The organism is Amycolatopsis sp. BJA-103 (assembly GCF_002849735.1).
GTDB lineage: Bacteria > Actinomycetota > Actinomycetes > Mycobacteriales > Pseudonocardiaceae > Amycolatopsis.
Genome location: NZ_CP017780.1, coordinates 4,592,490 through 4,615,870, shown reverse-complemented (window position 1 = coordinate 4,615,870; position 23,381 = coordinate 4,592,490). Strand labels below are relative to the sequence as shown.

Annotated in this window: 23 protein-coding genes and 1 pseudogene; 11 read left to right on the top strand and 13 right to left on the bottom strand. The window is 69.1% G+C overall.

Annotated elements, in window-relative coordinates; all coding sequences use genetic code 11:
• Positions 1-2: 2 nt before the first annotated feature.
• The 4 genes from BKN51_RS19910 to BKN51_RS19895 all read right to left on the bottom strand — a co-directional run bounded on the left by BKN51_RS19910 (position 3) and on the right by BKN51_RS19895 (position 4,894).
• On the bottom strand, positions 3-797 hold the full coding sequence (locus tag BKN51_RS19910; RefSeq protein WP_233224272.1) for an alpha/beta fold hydrolase: 795 nt from the start codon (positions 795-797) through the stop codon (positions 3-5).
• A 21-nt stretch (positions 798-818) separates the two neighbouring features.
• Entirely contained in the window at positions 819-3,068 is a 2,250-nt protein-coding gene (locus BKN51_RS19905) for a PQQ-dependent sugar dehydrogenase (RefSeq protein WP_101613331.1), read from the bottom strand.
• 237 nt (positions 3,069-3,305) lie between these two features.
• Positions 3,306-4,070 carry a choice-of-anchor P family protein gene (locus BKN51_RS43160; RefSeq protein ID WP_158255841.1) on the bottom strand — a complete coding sequence of 255 codons (765 nt, stop codon included), beginning with the start codon at positions 4,068-4,070 and terminating at the stop codon, positions 3,306-3,308.
• 23 nt (positions 4,071-4,093) lie between these two features.
• Positions 4,094-4,894, bottom strand: a complete 801-nt coding sequence (locus BKN51_RS19895) for a L,D-transpeptidase (protein WP_101609072.1) — start codon at positions 4,892-4,894, stop codon at positions 4,094-4,096.
• Between the two features lie 285 nt (positions 4,895-5,179).
• Between BKN51_RS19895 and BKN51_RS19890 the strand changes: the two genes are divergently transcribed.
• From BKN51_RS19890 to BKN51_RS19880, 3 genes are read left to right on the top strand one after another with little or no spacing between them, the layout of a single operon-like run.
• Complete coding sequence (locus BKN51_RS19890; protein WP_101609071.1) at positions 5,180-6,271, top strand: ABC transporter substrate-binding protein; 1,092 nt, start codon at positions 5,180-5,182, stop codon at positions 6,269-6,271.
• Complete coding sequence (locus tag BKN51_RS19885; RefSeq protein ID WP_101609070.1) at positions 6,258-7,142, top strand: FecCD family ABC transporter permease; 885 nt, start codon at positions 6,258-6,260, stop codon at positions 7,140-7,142. The genes BKN51_RS19890 and BKN51_RS19885 overlap by 14 nt, the downstream gene beginning before the upstream one ends.
• Complete coding sequence (locus BKN51_RS19880) at positions 7,139-7,921, top strand: ABC transporter ATP-binding protein (RefSeq protein ID WP_101609069.1); 783 nt, start codon at positions 7,139-7,141, stop codon at positions 7,919-7,921. Before BKN51_RS19885 ends, BKN51_RS19880 begins: the two co-directional genes overlap by 4 nt.
• A 9-nt stretch (positions 7,922-7,930) precedes the next feature.
• Here the strand turns inward: BKN51_RS19880 and BKN51_RS19875 are convergent, their stop codons facing one another.
• From BKN51_RS19875 to BKN51_RS19860, 4 genes are read right to left on the bottom strand one after another with little or no spacing between them, the layout of a single operon-like run.
• Entirely contained in the window at positions 7,931-9,253 is a 1,323-nt protein-coding gene (locus BKN51_RS19875; RefSeq protein ID WP_101609068.1) for an MFS transporter, read from the bottom strand.
• 33 nt (positions 9,254-9,286) lie between these two features.
• Entirely contained in the window at positions 9,287-10,429 is a 1,143-nt protein-coding gene (locus BKN51_RS19870) for a M20 family metallopeptidase (RefSeq protein WP_101609067.1), read from the bottom strand.
• Positions 10,429-11,106, bottom strand: coding sequence for a DUF1028 domain-containing protein (locus BKN51_RS19865; protein ID WP_101609066.1), 678 nt, complete (start codon positions 11,104-11,106; stop codon positions 10,429-10,431). The genes BKN51_RS19870 and BKN51_RS19865 overlap by 1 nt, the downstream gene beginning before the upstream one ends.
• Entirely contained in the window at positions 11,103-11,525 is a 423-nt protein-coding gene (locus tag BKN51_RS19860; RefSeq protein ID WP_101609065.1) for a RidA family protein, read from the bottom strand. The genes BKN51_RS19865 and BKN51_RS19860 overlap by 4 nt, the downstream gene beginning before the upstream one ends.
• A gap of 302 nt (positions 11,526-11,827) precedes the next feature.
• On the opposite strand from BKN51_RS19860, the gene BKN51_RS19855 reads away from it, so the two are divergent.
• Entirely contained in the window at positions 11,828-13,093 is a 1,266-nt protein-coding gene (locus BKN51_RS19855; protein ID WP_233224274.1) for a flavin-containing monooxygenase, read from the top strand.
• 3 nt (positions 13,094-13,096) lie between these two features.
• Here BKN51_RS19855 and BKN51_RS19850 read toward each other — a convergent pair whose 3' ends face one another.
• A complete protein-coding gene (locus tag BKN51_RS19850) occupies positions 13,097-14,008 on the bottom strand; it encodes a LysR substrate-binding domain-containing protein (RefSeq protein WP_101609064.1) in 912 nt (303 codons plus the stop codon).
• Between the two features lie 78 nt (positions 14,009-14,086).
• Positions 14,087-14,542 (bottom strand): IclR family transcriptional regulator domain-containing protein, encoded by a 456-nt coding sequence (locus tag BKN51_RS19845; protein ID WP_233224282.1) that lies wholly within the window; start codon positions 14,540-14,542, stop codon positions 14,087-14,089.
• Between the two features lie 54 nt (positions 14,543-14,596).
• Between BKN51_RS19845 and BKN51_RS44820 the strand changes: the two are divergent.
• The 7 genes and pseudogenes from BKN51_RS44820 to BKN51_RS19820 all read left to right on the top strand — a co-directional run.
• A pseudogene (locus BKN51_RS44820) lies at positions 14,597-14,932 on the top strand (enolase C-terminal domain-like protein); the annotation flags it as partial.
• Positions 14,933-15,102: 170 nt separating this feature from the next.
• Positions 15,103-15,258 (top strand): hypothetical protein, encoded by a 156-nt coding sequence (locus tag BKN51_RS44355; RefSeq protein ID WP_233224283.1) that lies wholly within the window; start codon positions 15,103-15,105, stop codon positions 15,256-15,258.
• A gap of 5 nt (positions 15,259-15,263) precedes the next feature.
• Positions 15,264-15,413 carry a hypothetical protein gene (locus tag BKN51_RS43155; protein WP_158255842.1) on the top strand — a complete coding sequence of 50 codons (150 nt, stop codon included), beginning with the start codon at positions 15,264-15,266 and terminating at the stop codon, positions 15,411-15,413.
• An 11-nt stretch (positions 15,414-15,424) separates the two neighbouring features.
• Complete coding sequence (locus BKN51_RS19835; RefSeq protein ID WP_101609063.1) at positions 15,425-16,666, top strand: sensor histidine kinase; 1,242 nt, start codon at positions 15,425-15,427, stop codon at positions 16,664-16,666.
• Positions 16,663-17,325: a response regulator gene (locus tag BKN51_RS19830; RefSeq protein ID WP_101609062.1), complete on the top strand. Its 663-nt coding sequence runs from the start codon at positions 16,663-16,665 to the stop codon at positions 17,323-17,325. The genes BKN51_RS19835 and BKN51_RS19830 overlap by 4 nt, the downstream gene beginning before the upstream one ends.
• A 101-nt stretch (positions 17,326-17,426) precedes the next feature.
• Positions 17,427-18,617 carry a glycosyltransferase 87 family protein gene (locus BKN51_RS19825; protein WP_101609061.1) on the top strand — a complete coding sequence of 397 codons (1,191 nt, stop codon included), beginning with the start codon at positions 17,427-17,429 and terminating at the stop codon, positions 18,615-18,617.
• A gap of 28 nt (positions 18,618-18,645) precedes the next feature.
• Complete coding sequence (locus BKN51_RS19820) at positions 18,646-20,343, top strand: hypothetical protein (RefSeq protein ID WP_146044436.1); 1,698 nt, start codon at positions 18,646-18,648, stop codon at positions 20,341-20,343.
• 745 nt (positions 20,344-21,088) lie between these two features.
• Here BKN51_RS19820 and BKN51_RS19815 read toward each other — a convergent pair.
• The 3 genes from BKN51_RS19815 to BKN51_RS19805 all read right to left on the bottom strand — a co-directional run bounded on the left by BKN51_RS19815 (position 21,089) and on the right by BKN51_RS19805 (position 23,219).
• Positions 21,089-21,910, bottom strand: a complete 822-nt coding sequence (locus BKN51_RS19815) for a hypothetical protein (protein ID WP_233224275.1) — start codon at positions 21,908-21,910, stop codon at positions 21,089-21,091.
• Between the two features lie 62 nt (positions 21,911-21,972).
• Positions 21,973-22,674 carry an ankyrin repeat domain-containing protein gene (locus tag BKN51_RS19810; RefSeq protein WP_174720430.1) on the bottom strand — a complete coding sequence of 234 codons (702 nt, stop codon included), beginning with the start codon at positions 22,672-22,674 and terminating at the stop codon, positions 21,973-21,975.
• Positions 22,674-23,219, bottom strand: coding sequence for a GlcG/HbpS family heme-binding protein (locus BKN51_RS19805; RefSeq protein ID WP_101609057.1), 546 nt, complete (start codon positions 23,217-23,219; stop codon positions 22,674-22,676). The genes BKN51_RS19810 and BKN51_RS19805 overlap by 1 nt, the downstream gene beginning before the upstream one ends.
• Positions 23,220-23,381 lie beyond the last annotated feature (162 nt).

Below are 23,381 nucleotides of genomic sequence, written 5' to 3'. Positions count from 1 at the left end.
TCCTACCGGTTGTCCAGTTCGGTGTAGAAGTCGTTCAGCGCGGCCGCGCCCCGTTTCGGGTCCTGCATCATCCACCAGTGCCCGAGGCCGTCCAGGACGACTTCCCTGGCGTCGAACCGTTCAGCCGCGCGGTGGGCGAATTCCGGCCCGCCGACGTACTGGTCCTCCGTCGCGTTGATGACGAGCCCCGGACGGCGTTGCTCCGGGGGGAGCCCGGTGCCCCAATCGAACGCCGGGAGATCCGTCGCCGAGCGGTACAGAGCCAGAATGCACCGTCCCATCTCCGCACCGTCCGCGTTCGCCGTCGCCTCCGCCGCCGCGGTGGTCATCCCGGCCGCGACCAGCCCCGCCGCCAGGTCTTCGGCCGGACCGCCGAACATCTGCCCGATCGCGGCTTCGCCGGCACCGGGTGTCTGCCAGGTCTGCGCGAGGTCGTGCCAGACGTAGTCCGGGTCGGTGCAGCCCGCCACGTCGTTGCACCAGGACCGGATGAGGTCGGGCCTGGTGGCGGCCACCCGCTGCACGTGGCAGCCGCCCCAGTCGTGCCCGACCAGATCGATCGGTCCGTCGATCGCTTCGAGTTCGGCGACGAGCCAGCGGAGATAGTCGTCCGCGGTCGCGCCGAACCCGTCGGGAACCGCCGCGCCGAACCCGGGCGGCGACAGCCTGACGACGTCGGTCCTCGCGAGTTCGTGGCGTAGCGGTTCCCAGATCGCGGCCGTTTCGGGAACTCCGTGGACGAAGACGACAGGCATGGTGACTCCGATGAACGCCGGGACACTGGTCGGTCCAGCCATCCTGGCACGGAAGGCGACGGTTCAGCAGGGCTGCAACAGCCAGCAGAGCCGGTACTTCGCCTGGTAGGTCGTCGACGTCCCTGGCGCGACGATGTTCTGTGTCCGCGCGCCACCGTGTGCCCAACCGGTGTAGGCGTACTTCAGGTTGAGCGGTGGCACGTTCTGCGGGCTGTCCGCGCTGATCGAGTTGGTGGATCCGGCGATCACCGTCCGCGAGAACGGCGTGCGCTGCTGGGTCCCGCCGACGGTGAGCATCGCCTGATTCGGGCTGGAGGTGAAGTTCAGGGACACCGTCTTCGGCTGGAGGTCGACGGTCTTGGTACCCGTGCGGCCGCTCGAGTCGGTCGCGGTGAGGGTCAGCTGCAGATATGACGGGTACTCGTGGTCCGGCGCGACGAACGAGCCGGACGCGACGCCCGGGAAGTCCTGGACGTTGTGCGTATGGCAGGTGCCGTTGGCCGCGCAGTGCCGGATCGCGAGCCGCCAGGACAACGCCGACGGCGGGAGCTGTCCGTCCTGTGCGTCGACGGCACGGCCGGAGAACGGCACGGTCTGGCCGACCGACCAGGTCAGCGCACCGGTCGGGCTGTCGATGACCGGCACCGGGTCGAGGCCGACCGGGTTCCCGACGGTCACGCGCACGGTCGTCGTCGCGGCGGCGCCGTGGGAGTCCGTGACCCGCAGACCGGCGTCGACGGCGGCGGCCGTCGTGTAGGTCCACGTCGGATTGGCGGCCGTCGAGTCGTCGTACGCGCCGTCGGCGTCGAGGTCCCAGGCGTAGGACAGCGTGTCCCCGGCGTCCGGGTCGGTGGAGCCGGTGCCGTCGAACTGGACCGACAGCGGCGCCGGGCCGCTCGACGGGGTCGCGGTGGCCACCGCGACCGGCGGCCGGTTGCTGCCGCCGGGATGGCTCACCCGGTGGAGTTCACCACTGCCCAGCGCGACGTAGAACAGGTCGCCGCCCGGGCCGGTGAGCACCTGCACCGGTGTGTTGACGCCGGTCACGAAGGGCACCAGACGGCTCGCGTTCGGCTGGCCGCCGACGGTCTGCATGGCCCAGATGCACCCCCGGGAGGAGTCGGAGAAGAACAGCGCGCCGGAGTAGTCGGCGGGGTAGTTGCTCCCGGATTCGAAGGCGATGCCGCTGATCGACGAACCTCCGGTGGGACAGGGGTCGCCCGCCACCACCTTGGCGTTGTGGTTGTAGGCGTAGTACGGCGCGGCCTGCCCGCCGGAGCTGTACAGGGACTCGCACCGGTCGAGGTTCGCGCCGTCGTAACCCGCTTGCCGGGTGGTGCCCTCGAAGCAGGGCCAGCCGAAGTTCTCGGCCACGTTGTCGCCGACGTTGGCGACGCGGTTGATCTCCTCCCAGGTGTCCCAGCCGACGTCGCCCGCCCACAGCTCACTGGTCCCCGGCCGGAAGCCGAACCGGAACTGGTTCCGCGCGCCGTAGGCGATCACGCGCCGGGCGTTGGCGTCGGTGCTGCTCGCGAACGGGTTGCCGGCCGCGCCTTCGCCGGTGTCGGGGTCGAGGCGCAGCAACGCGCCGTTGAGCAGCACCGGCTGCCCGGCGGGGCGTCGAGGCGACTGCGAACGCAGCGCGCCGCCTTCCGCCGTCGGAGGCGTGAGGTTCGTCCCGGCGGGCGAGGGCGGGTCGGCACAAGGGTTCTCGACCTGGCCGTAGTCGGCGAAGTTGAAGCTGGCGCCGTCGCCGCCGCCCGCGTACAGGGCGCCGTCCGGCCCGAAGGCGAGAGCGCCGACCGAGTGGCTGGGGAACTGCTGGCACCAGCCCGTGACCAGCGGCTTTTCGCTGACGGCCGTCCCGGCCGGGCCCATGGTCAGCTGGGACACGCGACCGGTGACGACGCAGCCCTTGTTGGTGGCGCCCGGCGGGGTCGGGCAGGCGTCACCCCAGCGCGGCGCGGTGCCGCCGGGCACCGCGTCGAGGGTGTAGGACACGTAGACGTACGGCCTGGCGGGGAAAGCGGGGTCGACGGCCAGTCCGAGCAGGCCGCGGTCCCAGAAGTCCTGTGTCTGCGGACGGAGATCGGCGAAGACCGTCGGCGTCGTGTCGGTGAGCGAGTCGAAGACCTTGACCAGGCCGGATTTCTCGGCGATGAACACCCGGCCGTCCGGCGCGAACGCGGTGGACGTCGGCGAGCTGAGCCCGCCGATCGCCACCGTGTCGGTGAAACCGGCCGGCACCGCGGCTTCGGCGGGCGCCACGGCGACGACCGCGACCGCGAGGGCGCCGACGAGCGGGCCGACCACGCCCACCGCCAATGCGCGTCGTGATCTTCGCGGGAACAGTGCTCTTGCTGAGAACAGCGGACGACGAGAACCCATCACACGACTCCTCCTGCGCAGGGACCGGAAAGAACGCGGTAGCTGTTCCCTATGGCGCGAGAAGCCCGAAAGTTGTTACGGCTCTACGAAAAATGCGCACAAAACGCTAAAGGGAAGGGCCCCGTCCGGCCGGACGGGGCCCTTGACGACGATCGAGGCGGGTCAGCCGGTGACGTCGAGGTGGGCCTTGACCGGGGTGGGGGTGGGGGCCTTGCCGTCGGCGGTGGGCTTGTCGCCCGCGGGCTTGGCGGTGGTGGCCGAGGTCGGCGGCGCGCTCGGCTTGCCGCTGGACGGCTTGCCGGTGCTCGGCTTGCCCGTGGGCGGCTCGGTGGTCGAACCGTCGCCACCACCCGCGGCGCAGGTCACCGAGGCGAGGTCGAGCGTCTGGAAGCCGTCGACGCTGATCGACAGCGCGGTGACGGTGATCGAGCCGTCCTTGTGCTCGACCTGCTTGTTCAGCGTGACCGAAGCCAGCCCTTCGACGCCGACGGCGGTGTTCGGCGCGGCGGCGACGTCGAGCTTGACACCTCCGATGCTCGCCTTGGCGAGCGACGAAGACCCCTTGCCGCCCTTGCATTCCGCCTGGACGGCCGACGCGCTGACCAGCGGCTTGCCCTGCTTGCCGCTGAGCCCGCCGAGGTTCACCTCGACGTCCTTGACACTGGCCCTGGCCGCGGTCTCGCCCGCCTGGGCGTTGAGCAGGGTGACCTTGACCAGTTGCAGCGGCAGGGTGAACTCCGCGAGCGACTTCTGCCGGAAGCCGTCCGAGCCGTCGACCGCGGGGACCGGGTCGATCTTCAGCAGGCCCGAGGCGGACAGGGCGAACGCCGAGCTGCCGTGGCCGGCGGCGCCTGCCGAAGGGGCGATGACCGTGAGCGCCACCGCGCTGAGGGCGATGCCGCCGACGAGAGCTTTTCTGGTGAACAAATCACTACCCTTTCGAGAATTGTTCAGACGATGTTGACAATGGCGCCCAGCGGAACCTTCACGAGCTCGTCGAGCGCCGCCTTCGGCACGCGAATGCAGCCGTCGCTGTTCGCTTGGCCCTGGAAACTGTCATTCGGCCACGTGTGGATGCCGACCGTGCCGGGACCGCCGCCGAACGTCTCGTGCGATTCCGAATGCGCGCTCAGCGGCAGGACGATCGGGCTGTACTCGTTGACGGTCTCCTCGATGGACGCCAGCAGGAACGCCCGGCCCTTCGGGGTCGGGTACTCCGGCTTCCCGGTGCCGATCGTCCACTTGCCCAGCGACTCGCCGGACCGTGTGAGCTCGAGCGAGAAGGCCGCCCTGTCGACGTTGATGGTGTAGTCGTTCTGGGCGATTTCGACGCGCGCCGGGTCGAGGTGCACCCAGCCCGCGGACGCGTTGGGCCTGGTCGGGAGCAGGATCTCCGCCCACGGGCCCTGTTCGGCGATCACCGGGACCCAGGTCGGGGAGCCCACCTGGACCGACGGGAGCTTGGCGACGGCCTTGCCGCCGACGCTCTGGTAGACGACGAGGTCGTCCTTGGGGTGCACGACCTTGCCGGTGGCCGCGGCACCGGAGTCCTTGGCCGCGTCGGCGAGGGTGCCGAACGTGGTGGCCTCGGGCAGCAGGGTCAGGTCCTCCTGGCCGACCGCGGCCGGGACCGGGGTCACCGGATCGGCGCCGCAGCCCGCGGCCAGCAGGACGATCAGCGCGGCGAAACCGCGGATTCGTGCCCGGTTGCGCTTTCGCGGCCGGGGATGGGCGACATCACAGCTTTCCATACATCCCAATCCCTGAACGAGGAGAATTGACCAGCAGGCAAAGAATGTGTGGCCTGATCAGGCGACGCGACGAGAGCGTAGCGCCACCGGAATACCCGGTGAATCCGGGCCGCGTAAAGAATCTTGACAACGCCTTTTTGTAATACGCGGACGAAAGCGTGAAGAAGAAATTCGCATACGCGGATGTGATCCCCGGGGGCGGGCGGCCCGTTCGGAGCAGCCCGGCCGCGACGCCGGAGCGCCGGGCCCGGGAACTTTCCGCCACGTCCGCGCGACCTTTGGGACATGTCCTCTTTTGACGGCGCCCGCCTGACCCGGTGCGTCCTCGTGGCAGGCGTGCTGCTCGCCGCCGTCGCGGCCTGCGGCATCGGCAAACCGGCGCCGGCCGCCCAGCAGGCCGACGTGGGCCTGCTGCCTCCCGCCGTGGCGAAACCCACCTCGTACCCGCTGACCATCGACAACTGCGGGCGGAAGGTCACCTTCGACGCGCCGCCGAAACGCGTGGTGCTGCTCAACGGCACGTCGGTAGCCGAGGTGGAGAGCTTCGTGGCCCTGGGGATCCAGGACCACATCCTGGCCAACAGCCAATCCTACGAAGTGTCGGACGAACCGTCCTTCGTGGACAAGATCAAGGCGATCCCGAAGGCGAACCTGAAGCTCAACGAGAACTTCGAGGTCCCGCGCGAGCAGGTCCTCGCCCTCAAGCCGGATCTGGTGATCTCCACCTGGGCGGGCGGGTTCGACGACAAGGTCGGTTCGGTCACCCGCGATCAGCTCGACGCGGCGGGGATCAAGAGCTTCGTCACGCCGTCGAACTGCGCGAACGGCGATCCGAACGCCCGGCCGGAAGACAAGGAGCGGTACGGGAAGCAGTCGGTCGAGTCGTCGTCCGAGCTGCTGCTGAGCCTCGGCGAGATCTTCGACGTCCAGCAGCGCGCCGCCGACCACGTCAACCGGACACGCGCCGAAATCGCCGCCGTCCAAAAGGAAGTGGCGGGCAAGGAGCGCAAGAACGTCCTGGTCGTCTACCCGGGGATGTCGATGATGAACAACAACGGCCTGCCCGCGGTGTTCGGCGGCGGGATCTACGACGACATCGTCGGCCGTGCCGGTGGCGTGAACCCGTTCGCGGGCAAGACGAACACCCAGCTCGCCGAGATCAACGCCGAAGCGCTCGCCGCCGCACCTGTCGACGTGCTGGTGATCGGGTTGTTCCAGCCGGGGGAGAAGCCGGACGTGCTGGCCCGGGAGCTGTTCGCCAAGTTCCCCGCCTGGCAGGCGTCGAAGACCAAGACCTTCACCAGCGTCTCCGACAGCATCTACCTCGGCCCGATCAACGCGATCGCCGTCCGGAAGATCGCCGATGCCGCGCGTTGACCAGCGGCGGACACATCTGATGCAGGGTAAGGGTTTCACCCTCCTGCTGGCTGGGCTGACCGTCGCGCTCGCGCTGGCCGTGGCGTTCTCCGTCGGCATCGGCACGGTCGACGTCCCGGTCGGCCGCGTCGTCGCCGTCGTGTGGGCCCATCTGACCGGTGGCACCGAGGGCCTCGACCCGTTGACCGATCAGATCGTGTGGACCTTCCGCACCCCGCGCGTGCTGCTCGCGGCGTTCGTGGGCTCGTCCCTGAGCCTGCTCGTGGTTTTCGTGATGGCGCAACGCGGCGGCAGGCTGATCGGCACGAGTCTCGTCCTCGCCGGGGTCGCCGTCGCCTACCTCGGGATGGCGGGGACCGGCCTGCTGCAACTGCTGATCGATCCGTCGGAACTGCGCGGAGTCATGTTCTGGCTGCTCGGCTCGGTCGCCGGAGCGTCCTGGTCCGATCTCGCGATCCCGGCGGCCGCGACCGCGGTCACCGGGCTGTGGCTGGCGAGCCGGGGCCGGATGATGAACGCGCTCGCGACCGGCGAGGACACCGCGGCCGGGCTGGGTGTCGACGTCGACCGGTTGCGCGTCCTGTTGCTGGTGGCGGCGTCCCTGCTGACGGCGACGGTGGTGAGTGTCGCGGGCGGCATCGGTTTCGTGGGGCTGGTGGTCCCGCACGCGGTGCGGCTGGTCGTGGGACCGGACCATCGCAAGGTGATCCCGGTGTCCCTGCTGGGCGGGGCGGTCTTCCTGGTGCTTGTCGACCTCGCCACCCGCACGGTGAACAAGCCGAACGAGATGCCGATCGGCATCTTCACCGCGGCGCTCGGCGCGCCGTTCTTCCTGATGTTGCTGCGTGGCCGGAGGAGATCGCTGCGGTGAAGATCCAGATCCAGGGCGTGTCCGTGACGATCGACGACCTCCCGATCCTCGGCGACGTGAGCGTCGAGGTCGGAACCGGAACGGTCACCGGGCTCATCGGCCCCAACGGTTCCGGCAAGAGCACGTTGCTGCGTTGTGTCTACCGGGCGTTGAAGCCGGTGCGAGGCTCCGTCCACATCGGAGAGTCCGACGTCTGGCGGGGCACCGCTCGCGAGGCGGGGCGGCGGACGGCGGTCGTCGTCCAGGATCACGATCTCGACAACGGTTTCTCGGTCGAGGAGACCGTCCTCATGGGACGGACACCGCACAAGGGGATCCTGGAACGGGACAACGGCGGCGATCGTGACATCGTGCGGGACGCGCTGGACCGGGTGGGGATGGCCTGGGCCGCGCGCCGGGTCTTCACGCGGCTTTCCGGCGGTGAGCGGCAACGGGTCCTGGTGGCGCGGGCGCTCGCCCAGAAGACACCGGTCCTGCTGCTGGACGAGCCGACCAACCACCTCGACATCGGCGCCCAGCTCGGCCTGCTGGATCTCGCCCGTGAGCTCGGGCTGACCACCGTGGTCGCCCTGCACGACCTCGACCACGCCACCACCTACTGCGATCGCCTGGTACTGCTCGAAAAAGGCCGGGTCCTCGCGGCAGGGCCGCCCGAGGAGGTGCTGGAGCCGGAGCGGGTCGCCGAAGTGTTCGGAGTGCGCAGCACGATCGTGCCGCATCCGATCACCGGCCGCCCGCATTTCGTCACCGCCGCCGGGAAATCGCAGCTCGTCGACTGACGCCCGGAGTCAGTCTTCCGTCTGTGACAAGGACTTTCCGGCCGTCTCGCGCATCGAGAAGGCCGCGACGAGCCCGACCGCGGCGGCGGCCATGAGGTACGGGCCGGGGACGAGGGTGCTGCCGGTCGCCGAGATCAGGACGGTCATCAGATACGGCACGGTCCCGGCGAACAGGGCGGCGGTGAGGTTGTAGGCGATCGACAGGCCGCCCTGGCGGGTCCGGGTCGGGAAGATCTCCGCCGACCACACCGCGTAGGTGCCGAGGATCGCGGCGAGCACGACACCGAGCGTGAGTCCGCCGATCCACGTTCCCGTGAGTCCCGTGCGCATCACGAGATACGCCGGTGTCGCCAGGACGAAGAGCGCGATGCCCGCGCCGAGCAGGACAGGCCGTCGTCCGACCCGGTCGGAGAGCCGTCCGAAGGCGGGGACGAGGACCAGGGCGAGGAGCGAGATCACGGTGGACAGCAAGGCGGCGTCACCGGCGGAATGGCCGAGATGGTCGGTCTCGTAGGTGACCAGATAGGTGAGCACCGCGTAGAACGGCACGTGCATCATGGTCATCAGTCCCGCGGCCTGGAACAGCTGCTTCTTGTTGTCACGGAACAACTCCCGCACCGGGCTGCGGGGCACGTCACCGGTCGCCTCCAGCGCGCGGTACTCGGGGGTGTCCTCGATCTTGGTGCGGATGACGAAGCCGATGATCCCGAGCGGCGCCGCGAGCAGGAACGGGATCCGCCAGCCCCAGGACGCCAGCTGGTCTGCCGAGAGACCGAGCGACAGCAGCAGGAACACGAACGACCCGGCGAGGAAGCCCAGCAGGGAACCGACTTCGAGCCAGCTGACGCCGAAACCGCGGCGGTGGCGCGGCGCGTACTCGGCGAGGAAGCTCGCCGCGCTCCCGAATTCGCCGCCCGCCGCGAAACCCTGCAGCAGCCGCAGGAAGACCAGCAGCAGGGGAGCGGCGATCCCGATCGTCGAGTACCCGGGCAGGAGGCCGATGACCAGGGTGGCGCCGGACATCACGAAGATGACGATGGACAGCGTGCGCTTGCGGCCGATCCGGTCGCCGAGCGGCCCGAACACCAGCGCCCCGATCGGCCGGATCCCGAAGGAGACCGCGAAAACGCCGAAGACGGCGAGCAGACCGGCGGTGGCGTCGCCCGCGGGGAAGAACACCGACGCGATGGTGCTCGCGAGATAGGCGTAGGCGGCCCAGTCGAACCAGTGCACGAACACCCCGACGGCCCCGGCGGCGATGCTGCGGCGCAGCATCGCGGGGTCGGTGGCGGTGGTGACGAACTCGTCGGGGGGAGAGTCCTGCGTGGTCATGATGCCTCCTTGAACCATGTCGCGCGAAGACGGTCAGGCGGGCTGCCTGACGGCACTGGCCCGGTCCGCACCGGTCCAGGCCAGTGCGATCGCGCCGTCGAGCAGCGCGCGTTCGGCCTCGCCGCCGACGCAGTGCGCGGCGAACTCGCGCTGGTGGTTGATCGCGGGCAGGGAGCCGATGCCGATGTAGGGATGGATGGCGGGCACGACCTGCGAGACGTTGCCCATGTCGGTCGACGCCCGGTTCATCCGGGACGCCGTCCCGCCCGCCGCGAACTCGCGGCCGAGTTCCAGCGCGTTGGCGCGGTAGGCGGCCAGCGCGGTCTCGTCGGCGCGGAACTCGGCGTAGGGCCTGCTCTCCGGCTCGACGCTCAGTTCGCAGCCGGTGGCCAGCGCGCCAGCCTCGAACGCGCGCAGCACGCGCGGCTCCAGTTCGGCGAGCTCCGCGAGCGTCTCGGCACGCACGTACCAGCGGCCGGTCGCGTGCTCAGGGATCGCGTTCGGGGCGTCACCGGCATGGGTCACGACTCCATGCACGCGGGCCGAGGCCGGAAGATGCTGCCGCAGCAGGCCGATCGCGACCTGGGCGACGGTGAACGCGTCGGCCGCGTTGATCCCGGCCTCCGGGTACGCGGCGGCGTGTGCCGACCGGCCGCGGTAGGAGATCTTCGAGTGACTGACGGCGAACGGCCGCGCCTCGGCGACATCGACGGGCGCGGGATGGACCATCATCGCCAAGTCGACATCGGCGAAAGCGCCGCGGTCGAGCAGCTCGATCTTCCCGCCGCCGCCCTCTTCCGCGGGCGTTCCGTAGACCTCGACGGTCAGCCCGGCGTCGTCGGCGATCGCGGCCAGGCCGAGCGCCGCGCCGATCGAGCTCGCCGCGATGAGGTTGTGGCCGCAGGCGTGGCCGAGACCGGGCAGCGCGTCGTACTCGGCGCACAGCGCGATCCGGGTGGGTCCGCCGCCGAAGCTCGCGTGGAACGCCGTGTCCAGGCCCAAGTAAGTGGACGTGACGGCGAAACCGGCGCGGTCGAGCAGCTCCGGCACCATCGCGGCGGCACGATGCTCCTCCCAAGCGGTCTCGGGGTCGGCGTGCAACCGTCGCGAAAGCCGGATCAGCTCGTCGGCGTGGCGATCGACCTCGGCGCGGGCCGCGTCCTTCGGCGTCGTCATCATGCGTCGCCCGGCACGCCGTAGGACGGCGCCGCGCCGGGGTCGAGCGCGCGGGTCACGTAGTCGTCCCGCTGCGGAAGCCAGACGTCGAGCAGTTCGGCCAGCCGGTCGATCGGGTCGTCTGCCCAGTCCACGCGCAGATCGGTGACCCGCCAGTCCACCCCGGACACCACGGCGAGACCGGCGGAGCGAACGGGACCTTCTTCGCCGCCCGCCGCGAGTCCTGCCTTCAGCGCGGTGACGAGCCGCTGTTCCAGTTCGCCTGCCGAGGAGAGAAAGGCGTCCACAATGGACTTCGGGATGTGTTCGCCCGCAAGCATGTTCCCCGCGGCCACGACACCGTCGGCGGTCGCGGACGCGTATGTTCCGAGCGTCTTGGCGCCGCTGAAGGCGAAGCCGGGCCCGGTCGGGCCGAGCACGGTCAACTGCCGGTACTCGACGCCCGACGTCGCCGTGACCACCTCGGACAGCGCCCGCTCGGCGTCACCGTGCTCGGCCAGCCTGTCGAGCAGGCGCCCGCCGAGCCGCGGGTCCGTGATGTTCTGCGACGAAGCCGCTCCGACGCCGGGCGCCAGATGCGTGACTCGGGCGGCGACGGCGGGGCTGGACGAACTGGCCGCGACACCGAACCGCACGGTGCCACCGGAGACCTCGCGGCCCACGATCGAAAAGGTCATTTCCCCTCCTCCGGGATCACCGCGACGGCGTCGATCTCGCACAGCCATTCCGGCCGCGCGAGCGCGGACACCACCACACCGGTCGAGATCGGGTGCACACCCTTGGTCCACTGGCCGACGACGCGGTAGACGTCTTCGCGATAGCGCGGGTCGATCAGGTAGATCGTGAGCTTGACCAGGTGCTCCATCCGGCTGCCCGCTTCTTCGAGCAGCAGCTTGATGTTGGCCATCGCCTGCTCGGCCTGCGCGGCCGCGTCGCCGATCCCGACGGACTCGCTGGTGTCGAGGTCCTGGCCGATCTGGCCGCGGACGTAGACCGTGCCGTTGGCGACGACGGCCTGGCAAAGGTCGTTGTCGAGGTTCTGCTCGGAATAGGTGTCGCGCGTGTTGAACGGGCGGATGCGGCGATGGACGGTCACTGCTCGGCCTTCCCTGGAAGAGGGCGGCCCGTCGGACGCGGGCCCCGTCGCCACAGCGTGCCGCCGGTATCGGTGTTCTGTACAGAAGATCTTTCAGGACCAATGCATCGATAATTCAGATGCACGGGCGGGTAGTGGTGGGTCGGGTTGGTCGTGAGTGGCGTTTCGGGTTAGAACCCGAAACGCCACTCACGACCAACCCGACCGCCCCTAAATCTGCAAATCAGATCTTGAAGGACGAAAACATCTGTTGGACACAGGCAACACTTCGCGGCCACCATCCAGAGGACGCAGCGAAACGGATGACGAACCTGGAGGTCTGGATGCCGAGCCAAGAGGTGGAGGCTCTCGTCGTGGGTGGGGGCCAGGCCGGTCTGGCGATGAGCGAGCACCTGAGTGGCCACGGGGTGCCGCACCTCGTCGTGGAGCGGAACCGCATCGCGGAGCGCTGGCGCTCGGAGCGGTGGGACTCGCTGGTCGCGAACGGTCCCGCTTGGCACGACCGCTTCCCCGGGCTGGAGTTCGCCGATCTGGCGCCGGACGACTTCCCCACGAAGGACCGGGTCGCCGAGTATTTCGAGGCCTACGCGGAAAAGATCGCCGCGCCGATCCGGACCGGGGTCGAGGTGACGTCGGTCCGGAGGAACGAGGGACGGCCGGGTTTCCAGGTGGAGACTTCGGACGGGACCGTCGAGACGCGCTACGTCATCGCGGCGACCGGGCCCTTCCAGCGGCCGGTGATGCCGCCGATCGTGCCCGAGGATGCCGGGATCCAGCAGCTCCACTCCAGCGGCTACCGCAATCCCGGGCAGCTGCCCGAAGGAGCGGTGCTGGTGGTCGGGGCCGGATCGTCGGGCGTGCAGATCGCCGAAGAACTCCACCGGTCCGGGCGCCGCGTGTATCTCTCGGTCGGTCCTCACGAGCGGCCGCCGCGCAGGTATCGCGGACGTGACTTCTGCTGGTGGCTCGGCGTCCTCGGCAAGTGGGACGCCGACACCCCGCCGCGGGGCGCGGAGCACGTCACCATCGCGGTCAGCGGAGCGCGTGGCGGGCACACGGTCGACTTCCGGGCGCTCGCCGGGATGGGAATCGAGCTCGTCGGCTCGACCTCTTCGTACGACGACGGCGTTCTCCGCTTCGCGCCGGACCTCGCGGCCAACCTCGCCAGGGGAGACGCGGGCTACCTCGCGACTCTCGACGAAGCCGACGCCTACGTCGTGCGCAACGGACTGGACCTGCCCGAGGAACCGGAGGCCCGGGTGCTGGGGCCGGATCCGGACCGCGTCACCGACCCGATCCCCGAACTCGACCTCGCTGCCGCCGGAGTCCGGTCGATCGTCTGGGCCACCGGCTTCGCCACCGACTACGGCTGGCTGCGGGTCGACGCGTTCGACGAGAACGGCAGGCCGGACCACCGGCGGGGAGTGTCCGCCGAGCCCGGCGTGTACTTCCTGGGGCTGCCCTGGCAGGCGCGCCGCGGCTCGAGTTTCATCTGGGGGGTGTGGCACGACGCCAAGCTCGTGGCCGACCACATCGCGACCCATCGGGCCTATCTGCGGTACCGGTGATCGTCAGCGGGTGTAGTGGGTGCGGCACAGCTCCCGGAACTCCTGCGCCCGCCGGGTGAGCCGGGCGCCGCGCATCGAAGCGACGACGATCTCCAGTGCCGGGACGACGTCGGTGAGCGCCAGCGGGACGGCTTTCGAACCCGAGTACGTGGTGTCCTCCGGCGGGCGCTGGTTGAGCAGGGCGAAGCCGTGGCCGGACGCGACGAGCGAGCGGACGGTCTCGTAACCGGTGCTGCGGTGCCGGATCCGCGGTTCCACCCCGGCGTCGCGCAGGATCGCCAGCAGGTATTCGCGGCTGTTCGGGAGGTCGAGCAGCACCATGGGTTCTTCGGCCAGGTCGTGGAGCGACACCTTGCGGCTCTTCCTGCGCGCGAGCCGGTGCCTCTCGGGGACTAGGGCGTACGGGGCGGTGCTGCCCACGACTTCGCGATCGATGTCGTCGTCGAGGTCGTAGCCGTAGAGGAGGGCGAGTTCGGTGCCGCCGGAACGAAGGGCCGTCTTCAACGCGTGATGCTCGCCTTCACGCAAGGACACGTGCACCTTCGGATGCCGGGCTTCGAATTCCGCCAGCAGGCTGGGCAACCGGAACGGCGCGAGGGTGGCGAAGCAGCCGACAGTCAGCGTTCCCACCAGTTCGGTGCCGGACTGCCGCGCCGTCTCGACCAGCTCGGCGCCGTGGGCGAGGAAATTCAGCACCCTCTTGTAGAACGCCTCACCCGCCGTGGTCAGGCTGAGCCCGCGGGCGTGATGGCGCAAGAGGAACTGCACGCCCATTTCCTTCTCCAGCTGCGCGATCGCGGTCGACACGGCCGACTGCGAGACCACCAGTTCCTTCGACGCGGCGGTCATGCTCAGATGCCGGGCCGCCGCCTCGAAGTAGCGCAGCTGCACGAGGGTGAAGGACGGTTCGCTCATGGACGCATCTTGCCTTTCAGTGATCGCGGTAGCCGAGGCCGGCGGAAACCTGTTTTGCCGCACGGCCGACGACGCGGTTCAGGCCGCGCATCCGGGCGGTGGGCATGTACGGCCGCGTCGCCGAAACGCTGATGGCTCCGGCGATCGCGCCGGTGGCGTCGCGGATCGGCGCCGCCACACAGCGTCTTGCCACTCCGCCGCCGAGTCCAAGAGCAGCGCCATGCCGACACCGGTGCGGGTCAACGGCATCCGGTGCCCGATCCGGGAGCGCATCTCCGCACCCCGCGAGCCCGGCAGTTTGTCCAGGTACAGCACCGAGTCCCCGTCGCGGACGGCCAAATGCACCGTGTCGCGCAGCTGGGCGGCCAGTTCCTCCAGCACCGGCCGCGCGACCACCGGCAGCGGACTGCCGTGCAAGGCCTGGAAACCCAGCTCGACCAGGGTGCGGAGATCGGCCGCGCCGCCGGCGACGGCGCGGATCACCGCGAGCCCGCGGGCGAGGGTCTGGGTGCCTGGCGGCGCCGGGTCGGCCACTCCGCGATCCTACATATAGGGACGGTGTTCGCATTATCGGAACACGCCCTCACGATGTCGCTCGCGACGGACACTCTGAACCGTCGCAGGGATAGGGAAACGATGAAGATCACGTCGGTGGCCGCCACCGTGGCGGAGCTTTCCCGACTACCTGATCGGCAAGGAGCCGGCGCGGTGAAGATGAACGGGACCGAGAAACTGTCCTATTTGGACACTTGGGACAAGGTCGATCGCCGTGTGGCCAACGTGGACGCCGTGCGCCAGGCCGTCGGCCCGAACGTCGGCATCGGGGTGGACTTCCACGGCCGCGTGCACAAGCCGATGGCCAAGGTCCTGCTGCGCGAACTGGAGCCGTACCGGCTGATGTTCGTCGAGGAACCGGTTCTCTCGGAACACATCGACGGGTTCGCGGAGGTCCTCCGCAATTCGCCGATCCCCATCGCGCTGGCGGCCTGCCTCCAGATCGACGCGGGCTGCTACAACGCGACGATCAGGAACAGAGCCTCGGCATCCACTACAACACGGGTAACGATCTCCTCGACCACGTCACCGACCCGTCGGTGTTCGCGTACGAAGGCGGACAGGTCACGATCCCCGGCGGGCCGGGACTCGGTATCGAGATCAACGAAGAGTACGTCGCCGAACGCGCGGCGGAGGGAGACCGCTGGCGGAATCCGGTGCGGCGGCACGCCGACAGCTCGTTCGCGGAGCGGTGAGCGCGATGACGCCTTCCGACCACTCAGGACTCACGGCCCCGCCGTCCCGCTCGAACCTGTCGATCACGATCGCCGGGATCCTGTCCTACGTCTTCCTCGTCGGCAAGGTCGAGCGGGCCGCCGAGACTACGCAGGGTGAGCCGATCCGGGGGTAGGGTGACTCCTGATGATCGACCGACAACGCCTGCGGGTGTGGTGGGCCGCCCTGCTCTACACGGCGTTCACCGGAACCGACGCCCCGCCGAAGCGTTCGGCGGGGTTGCGCTGGCTGCGCCGTCTCACGATCCTCGGATGGGCGTTCTGGTCCGGTTTCGTCACGTTCTCGACCGTTTCGGTGTCGCCGCCCGCGAAGACGTTCAACGTGATCGTCACGGTGCTGCCCTGTCTGCTCGCGGTGCGTTCGCCGTTGTGGGGATGGCGCACGCTGATCGTCGGCATCGTGACCACCCCGCTGACCTTGCCCGGTATCTCCGGCTCGTGGGGATGGCATTGGGCGCCGGGCCTCGCGCTCACGGCGGCGCTCGTCTTCTATCTCGTGGGGGAGAGCAACGACCAGGCGGAACTGGCCTGGGCGGGGCTGATCTCGTTCGCCGCCGCGGCGCCCTTCGTCCAGGACTGGCGAGACGCGGCACTGCTGGTGATGCTGGGCGGAATTGCGCTCTTCCTCGGCAACACGGTGCGCCAGCGCAGGCTCGCCGAGGAAGAACGCGCGGCTCAACAAGAACGCAGACTCGCCGAAGAGACGCGGGCGGCGCTTCTCGAAGAGCGCGCGGGAATCGCACGAGAACTTCATGACGTGGTCGCGCACCACATGTCCGTGCTCGCGCTGCGTGCGGACTCGGCGCGGTTCCGGTTCGCGGACAAGGACAAGGCAGATCGCGAAGCCGAGATCTGGCGGGAGTTCGCCGACCTGGCCGGGACCGCCAGGGAAGGGCTGACCGAACTGCGCAGACTGCTCGGGGTGCTCCGGTCCGAGGACCAGGCTCTGCTGGTCGCGCCGCAGCCGGGGCTGGCCCGGGTGGTCGAGCTCGTCGACGGGGTCAAGGCCGCAGGCACGTCGTGCGAGCTCACTCTGCGCGGCGACCTCGACGCCGTTCCGGTGGGGGTCGCGTTGTCGGTGTTCCGGATCGTGCAGGAAGCACTCAGCAACGCGATCCAGCACGCTCCCGGAGCGTCGGTCTCCGTCGAGCTCACGGCAGGGCCGGGTGCTGTCGGCCTGCTCATCGAGAACGGCCCCGGACAGGGTCCGAAAAGGACCGAACAGGCAGGCAGCGGGCACGGTTTGGTGGGGATGCGGGAGCGGGCCGCTATGCTCGCCGCGGATCTCGAGCTGGGGGAGCGGCCGGACGGCGGCTTCCTCGTCGCCCTGACCGTTCCGCTCGATCGTGAGGAGCATCCGAAACCGTGATCTCGGTGGTCATCGCCGACGACCAGACCATGGTCAGGCAGAGCTTCCGCGCCGTGCTCGACGCGCAGGCCGACATGCGTGTGGTCGGAGAAGCCGCGGACGGGATCACCGCCGTCGCCCTGTGCGCCGAACTCGAACCGGACGTCGTGCTGATGGACGTGCGCATGCCCGAACTCGACGGGCTCGAGGCGACCCGGCGGATCGTGGCGGGACGGCAAGAGGTCCGCGTCCTGATCCTCACCACCTTCGACATCGACGAGTACGTGTTCGGCGGCCTGCGGGCGGGCGCGAGCGGTTTCCTGCTGAAGGATTCCCCGCTGGACGACCTGGTCACCGCGGTCCGGGTGATCTCCGCGGGCAACGCGCTCTTCGCGCCCACGATCACCCGGCGCCTGATCGGCGAGTTCACCCGGACCCACGCGTCGGCGCACGCGGGCCCTTCCCTCGTGGCCGACCTGACCGCCCGCGAGACCGAGGTGCTCCGGCTGATCGCGCGCGGCCTCTCCAACACGGAGATCGCCGAAGCGCTGGTGATCGCGGAACAGACGGCAAAATCCCATGTCAGCAGGGTTTTCGCGAAGCTCGGGGTGCGTGACCGCGCGCAAGCGGTCATGGTCGCGTACGAGGCGGGGCTCGTCGTGCCGGGCACCGCGCCCTGATACCGGGGTAGGGGTCCGGCGGGATCGGGTACCGGGGTACCGGCGCCAAGACGGAACCCCGGGGCGATGTCCCCCGGTGCGTTTCCGGAGATCGTTTCCCCATGAAATGGTCGCAAGCGTCGCGCGTCAACCAGGCGCCGGTGATCGTCGGCGGAGCGATGACCGTACTCGCCCTGGTCGCGCTCGGCTGGTGGATCTCGGACACCCCGCTCGGCATCGATTCGGCGGTCTACCGGGCCGGCGGGTACGCCGTGGTCCACGGGGAAAGTCTCTATTCACCGCTGCTCGCGCTTCCCGGCTGGGCACTGGACCTGCCGTTCACCTATCCGCCGTTCGCCGCGCTGCTCTTCACTTCGCTGACCGTGCTGCCGACCCAGCTGTGCTGGGGCCTGCTCGCGCTGGCGGCCGCGCCTTCTCTCTACGTCGCGCTCCGGCCGTTCGCCGATCGCGCGCACCTTCCGCTTCTGCTGCTCGGCGCCTTCGCGCTGCAACCGGTGTGGCAGAGCATCGGCCTCGGACAGGTCAATCTCGTCCTGATGGCCGCGGTGGTGGCGGACATGTTCCTCCTGCGCGATTCCCGCTATCGCGGAATCGCGATCGGGATCGTCGCGGCGATCAAGCTGATCCCGCTGATCTTCATCGTCCACCTCCTGGTGGTCAGGCGATTCGCTGACGCGGCCCGGGCGCTGGCGGCCTTCGCCGGGGCGACGGCGTTCGCGCTGGTCGTCCTGCCGGGGGACTCCGTGCGGTACTGGACCTCGGCGATCTTCAACGCCCACTTCGCCGCGACGAAGGGCTGGGTGGGAAACCAGTCATGGCAAGGATTCGTCGGGCGGACGCTGCCGGAAGGCTGTGCGGCCACCGTGGTGATCGTGGCGGCCAGCGCGGCCTTCGCTGTGCTGGCGATGTGGCTCGTGCACCGGCTCCACCGCGCGGGCGACGACCGTGCCGCGCTGCTGGTCACGGCCGGATGCTCCCTGCTCGTCAGCCCGATCTCCTGGACCCATCACTGGGTGTGGGTGGTGCCCGCGCTCGGATACCTCGCAGCCAAGGGGCGGCGCGGGGCTGCGATCGTGGTCGCGGCCCTGTTCACCGGCTGGACGGTCGCCGTGGTTCCCGGCGGCGGTGGCGCCGAACGCGCCTGGAACCTCGCGGAGGCGCTCGTCGGCAACGCGTACCTGATCGTTCTCGTCGTCGCGGGAGTCTTGCTGACCCGCCGGATGCTCATCCTCCGGAAAGACGCGGGATCTGAGCCATCGGGGCGGATGTATGGCAGATTGAGACAACCGTGAACGAGCTCTACCGGATAACCCCCGGCGCATGGATCGAGAACTATTTGTGGGTGATCAAGGACGTGGCACCGTCGACCGTCTGACGAGGAAGCCGCCTTACCGCCTGTTGCTCGTCGTGCGCAACGGAGCGACGCTGGATCGGTTGCTCAGCCTTTTGCAGGTGCTGCGTGAGGACGTACCCGAAATCCGCTTCACCATTGAACCAGGATCGGTTTTCGATCAAGGGCTGTCCCATCACATCGAAAGTCGCGGCTACGAGGTTCTGGCTTGGCAAGAAGCGACCGCGTCCAGCTTCGACGTGATCCTCGCCGCTCACGCGTCGTGGCAGCTGGCCAGTCTGCGCGGTTACCTCGTCGTTTGCCCCCACGGCGCCGGTTACAACAGGTTGGTGCCCGGCTCCACCGGGTCCGACACCGTGGCGACCGGTCTGGTCCGCAGCCAGCTGACGCACGACGGCGAGGTGATCCCCGATCTCATCTACGTGTCCCACGCCGAGCAGATCGACAGGCTGCGCGAAAGCGTGCCGGAGGCGGCGGAACGCGCGGTCGTGCTGGGAGACCCGGTCTTCGACCGGATCGCGGATTCCGAGGTCCTGCGGAGCCGTTTCCGGCGGCAACTGAACGTGACCGAGACTCAGAAACTCGTGGTGGTGAGCTCGACTTGGGGACGGTACGGGACGTTGGGCACCCGTGAAGACCTGATTCCCAAGCTGCTCGCTCAGCTTCCCGTCCACGAATACCGCCTGCTGGTCATTCTGCATCCGAACGTGTGGGCGGGTCACTCGGCGGGTGAGGTCAAACTCTATTTGCAGGATTACTGCGACAGCGGATTGATGTACGTTCCTCCGCACACGCCGTGGGAGGCGGGCGTAGTCGCCGCGGACATCCTGCTCGGTGATCACGGATCCGTGACCTACTACGGAGCCGCACTCGGGCGTCCTTACCTGTTGGTCGCCGACGGCCGAGCGGAGCTAGATCCTGTTTCGCCGCCGGCGCTGCTCAGCGGCGAAAGCGCGTACCTCGACCTCGGGCAGGACCTGCTGCCGCAGATCGAGCGCAACCTGGCTCCTCCCGATCCGGCCGAGGTGACCGCGGTGGCCGCGGCGATGTTCCAAGAACAGGACCGCTCCTGGGAGATTCTGCGAAACGGCATCATGCGAGCCGCGGGGAGGCCCGTTCCGCGAAGGGCACCTCGCGTAGTCCCGGTGGGCGACCCCGAGGTACCACCTGATCGTCCGCTCACGGCTTGGATGGTGCTGGCGAAGGTCTACGATCCAGGAAGCGGCCCGATGGTCGCCGTCCAGTGTTTTCCGCGAATCGCCGCCGAGCGTGTCGCCGATCTCAGCGAGGATTATCTCCAGGTCACGACGGAGGGCGAGATCGATCGATCGGTGCGGGAAAACAGCGAAGTGATCGTGCATGCGGATCCGGTCGCCCCGACGGTCGGTGATAAATGGGCGGCGAATATCTTCGCGCGTTATCCCGGCGTGGGGCTCGTGGGGTACGCCTTCGCGGAAGGCTGCAACCTGAAGTGGCGGGATGGGCCCAGCGTCCGGGTCGACCACCCTGACGTGGTGGTGGGGGCCGCGGCCATCCACTGCTGGCGGGTCAACGGGTACGCGCTCGCCGCGGTGGCGTCCTTCGAGGTCGACCTGGGGAGCGCGCAGATAAAGCTCGTCGTGACACCCCTCGCTCACTCGAACGGGGTGCGAGTGAATGGGTACTGAGCCTGGGGCGGCTTCGAGTCTTCCTCGGGGCTCCCCAGGGAGACCCGAGGAAGACTCGACTGTCCTTAAGGGACTCATTTCACGGTGTAGTTGCCCGGTTTAGGTGCCTTGCGTGCTTCGTGACGGGGGTTGTGAGTGGCAAAGAGGGTTCTGGATGCCGATGTAGGCGAGTGGGGAAGATTTAAGACGTTCAACGTCTCAAATCCTCCCCGCTCGACCGCCGTCCGCGGGGATGCGGGGGTGGCACGGTCTTGATCAACGGAGGATCGGGGACGTTGAGTGTCCCCGATCCTCCGTTGATCAAGCTCCGAGACCGACCCCTTCGACGATGTAGGAATCGGGACACTCAACGTCCCCATTCCTTCATCGTCAACGCCCGGCACACGCGTGAGCGCCACCCCGCCGAGTGTGGAGGATTCAGGACGTTGAACGTCCCGAATCCTCCACGCTCGAACCTGCCACGATGATGTCCCGGTGCCATCGAGCTCCGAGACCGGAGCGACCCCCCTCGACTACCGCACCACACGTTCGCCCTGGTCGCGCGCAGGTAAACAAATACCGGTCCGCCCAACCCGCATTGCCACTCGCGACCCCCGTCGCAAACCGTGCATATGGGCTCAATCAGGTATTTACTCGCCCCGAAACTGTCCTCTATGGACAGTCGGAGTGTGGTCGGCTCTCTTCGGCCAGTCCAGATCCGCCCCGGCACGGCCCGACCGCGAACCCGACACGTTTGCCCTTCCCCTCAATGCGCACTCGCCGCGCGAGGGAAGTCCTTGCGTTTGATCTTGGCCCGGCGCCCGTCCGGGTGGTGGAAGACGATGCCCTCGGCGGGGTGTCCGGGGGAGAACCGGCTGTCCAGGGTGGCGAGGAAATCCCGGAGTTCGTGGTAGCTGCGCGGTGTCTCGGGCAGGGGCGGCGCCTGGAAATTGAAGGGGATGCACCGGTGGTCCTCGAGTCCCAGGGGATTGCCTTGGATACGGGGACCGAGTGCCTCGCTGGGATGCTCCCCGTCCGGCCAGTCGGTGACGTCGGTATTCCCGGCTGCCGCGAGGATCCATTTGTCGTCGGCGGATTCGCTGTCGGTGTCGACGTACCAGCCGTCCACGATGCCTTGCTGTTTCTGCTCCTTGCTCGGGTTGCGTCGCTTTTCGACCCGGACCAGCCGGCCCGAGCGCACGGTCAGCCGGATGTTGGTGCCGTCCAGTTTCTCGGTGCCCACCCCGGCGCCGTCGAAAACCCACGCGCATTCGGCGCGGGGTCTGTCGATGACGTGGAAGCGCTCATCGCGCTCGAAAAGCGTGGGGATCTTTTCCATGACGGTCTTCCCTTTCACGACGTGCCCGATGAGTTCCTCGGCCGAGATGGCGCCGGCGGCCAGTCCGCCGGCGAGGGCACGTATCAGCTCCGCGACGGGGACGTCGGCTTCGACCGCCACGTGCTTCAGCGCCTTCTTCTCTTCCGGTGAAATCCAGGCGACCAGTCGCGACCAGCCCTCGGGAGGTGTCCAGCGGGCCAGCGTCGCAGGGTCTTTCCGCGGCCTGCCCCGTCCTCGTGCTTGATCCACGGCTGAAACCGTAGCCAGCGACGACGACTTGTGTCAATTGGCATAACAGAAAATAGCCGGGATCAGCGCGCGGCCGCCTCCTTGAGGATCTGGGCGACCGTCGTCTGGCCTTTGGCCCGGGCATGGGCGAGGGGAGTGACGCCATCCTTGTCGGCGAGGTTCACGTCCGCGCCGGCTGCGGCGAGCGCCCGGACGACCTCTTGGTGGCGCGGCCCGCCGTCGCCGAGGATGACCGCCTCCAGCAACGCGGTCCAGCCCAGGTCGTTCACGTGGTCGACGTCGATCCCGCTGTTCGCCACCAGCCGCACGTACTCGACGTGCCCGCGTTCGGAGGCGGGGATCAGCGAGACGCCGCCGAACCGGTTGGTGATGGTCAGATCCGGCTTGCTCCCGAGAAGCAGCTTCGCCATCGCCACGTTCCCGGTGACCCCGGTGACCAGCCAGGGCGTGTCATGCCGCCCGTCGAGAGCGTTCGGGTCGGCGCCCGCCTCGACGAGGACGCCGGCGACCTCGACCCGGTTCTCGGTGACGGCGACGAGCAGCGGGGTCCGGCCGCGATCGTCCCGTGTCTCCAGGTCGGCGCCCGCTTCGACGGCCTGCCTGACGAGGTTCACGTCGGCTTCGAAGAGTTGCTGCACGGGGACTCCTTGGCGGGGTGGCTGGGACTGGGTGGGCGGGGGTGGTGGAGCGCTCGGCGCCTGCGCGGAGCAGGCACCGAGCGCGGCGGCGGCGAGCAGCGCCGTGATCGCCCGCCCGCCGATCATCAGCGGAGTTCCCCGATGGCGCGCAAACCCGCCGTGGCGAACCGCTCGTCGAGGTCGCCGCTGGGCGCGCCGCCGACCCCGATCCCGGCGATCGGGCCGCCGTTGGCGGCGACCGGCACTCCGCCGGCGAGGAAGAGGGTCCCGGGGATGTCACGGATGGTCGGCCCGTCGCCCTGGGCGTTCTTGGCCAGCGCGGACGTCGGCTGCCCGAAGGAGACCGCGGTGAAGGCCTTGCGCTTGGCGGACTCCTCGGTCTGCGGTCCGGCGCCGTCGCCCTTGAGCAGGACGCGCACCGCGCCGGACCGGTCCAGCACGGCGACGGTGACCCGCTGCCCCTCCTTCTCGGCGGCGTCCAGCGCGGCCTGGGCGGCGCGGGTGGCGGCGTCGACGCCGAGCACGCTGGTCTGCACCACGGCCTGCGGCGCGGGCGGCTGCGGCTTCCGGTCCTGCGCCTGTGCCGCGCCGAGACCGGTGGCGAGTGCGACGGTCGCGAGACCGGCCGTCATACCCAGGACGAGGCGGGTGCGGGGGAGCTTGGCGTTCATCGGATTTCCTTTGCCGTGGGGTGTTTCGTACTCCTACGACTCTCCTGCCCGGCGGACGTGGGCGAATCGGGAATGTGGAGCTTGATCGGGCGTCGTCCGGTCGGTGCGGGCATCAACCGAACGATTGATGCGGCGGAACCCCCCTTCCTGCCTACGATCATC

Bases quoted from the DNA above. Each gene is read 5' to 3' on its own strand.
- BKN51_RS19910 (WP_233224272.1), bottom strand. From the start codon at position 797: ATGGCTGGACCGACCAGTGTCCCGGCGTTCATCGGAGTCACCATGCCT.
- BKN51_RS19895 (WP_101609072.1), bottom strand. From the start codon at position 4,894: ATGGAAAGCTGTGATGTCGCCCATCCCCGGCCGCGAAAGCGCAACCGG.
- BKN51_RS19890 (WP_101609071.1), top strand. From the start codon at position 5,180: ATGTCCTCTTTTGACGGCGCCCGCCTGACCCGGTGCGTCCTCGTGGCA.
- BKN51_RS19885 (WP_101609070.1), top strand. From the start codon at position 6,258: ATGCCGCGCGTTGACCAGCGGCGGACACATCTGATGCAGGGTAAGGGT.
- BKN51_RS19875 (WP_101609068.1), bottom strand. From the start codon at position 9,253: ATGACCACGCAGGACTCTCCCCCCGACGAGTTCGTCACCACCGCCACC.
- BKN51_RS19870 (WP_101609067.1), bottom strand. From the start codon at position 10,429: ATGACGACGCCGAAGGACGCGGCCCGCGCCGAGGTCGATCGCCACGCC.
- BKN51_RS19865 (WP_101609066.1), bottom strand. From the start codon at position 11,106: ATGACCTTTTCGATCGTGGGCCGCGAGGTCTCCGGTGGCACCGTGCGG.
- BKN51_RS19855 (WP_233224274.1), top strand. From the start codon at position 11,828: ATGACGAACCTGGAGGTCTGGATGCCGAGCCAAGAGGTGGAGGCTCTC.
- BKN51_RS19850 (WP_101609064.1), bottom strand. From the start codon at position 14,008: ATGAGCGAACCGTCCTTCACCCTCGTGCAGCTGCGCTACTTCGAGGCG.
- BKN51_RS43155 (WP_158255842.1), top strand. From the start codon at position 15,264: ATGACGCCTTCCGACCACTCAGGACTCACGGCCCCGCCGTCCCGCTCG.
- BKN51_RS19835 (WP_101609063.1), top strand. From the start codon at position 15,425: ATGATCGACCGACAACGCCTGCGGGTGTGGTGGGCCGCCCTGCTCTAC.
- BKN51_RS19825 (WP_101609061.1), top strand. From the start codon at position 17,427: ATGAAATGGTCGCAAGCGTCGCGCGTCAACCAGGCGCCGGTGATCGTC.
- BKN51_RS19820 (WP_146044436.1), top strand. From the start codon at position 18,646: ATGGATCGAGAACTATTTGTGGGTGATCAAGGACGTGGCACCGTCGAC.
- BKN51_RS19810 (WP_174720430.1), bottom strand. From the start codon at position 22,674: ATGATCGGCGGGCGGGCGATCACGGCGCTGCTCGCCGCCGCCGCGCTC.
- BKN51_RS19805 (WP_101609057.1), bottom strand. From the start codon at position 23,219: ATGAACGCCAAGCTCCCCCGCACCCGCCTCGTCCTGGGTATGACGGCC.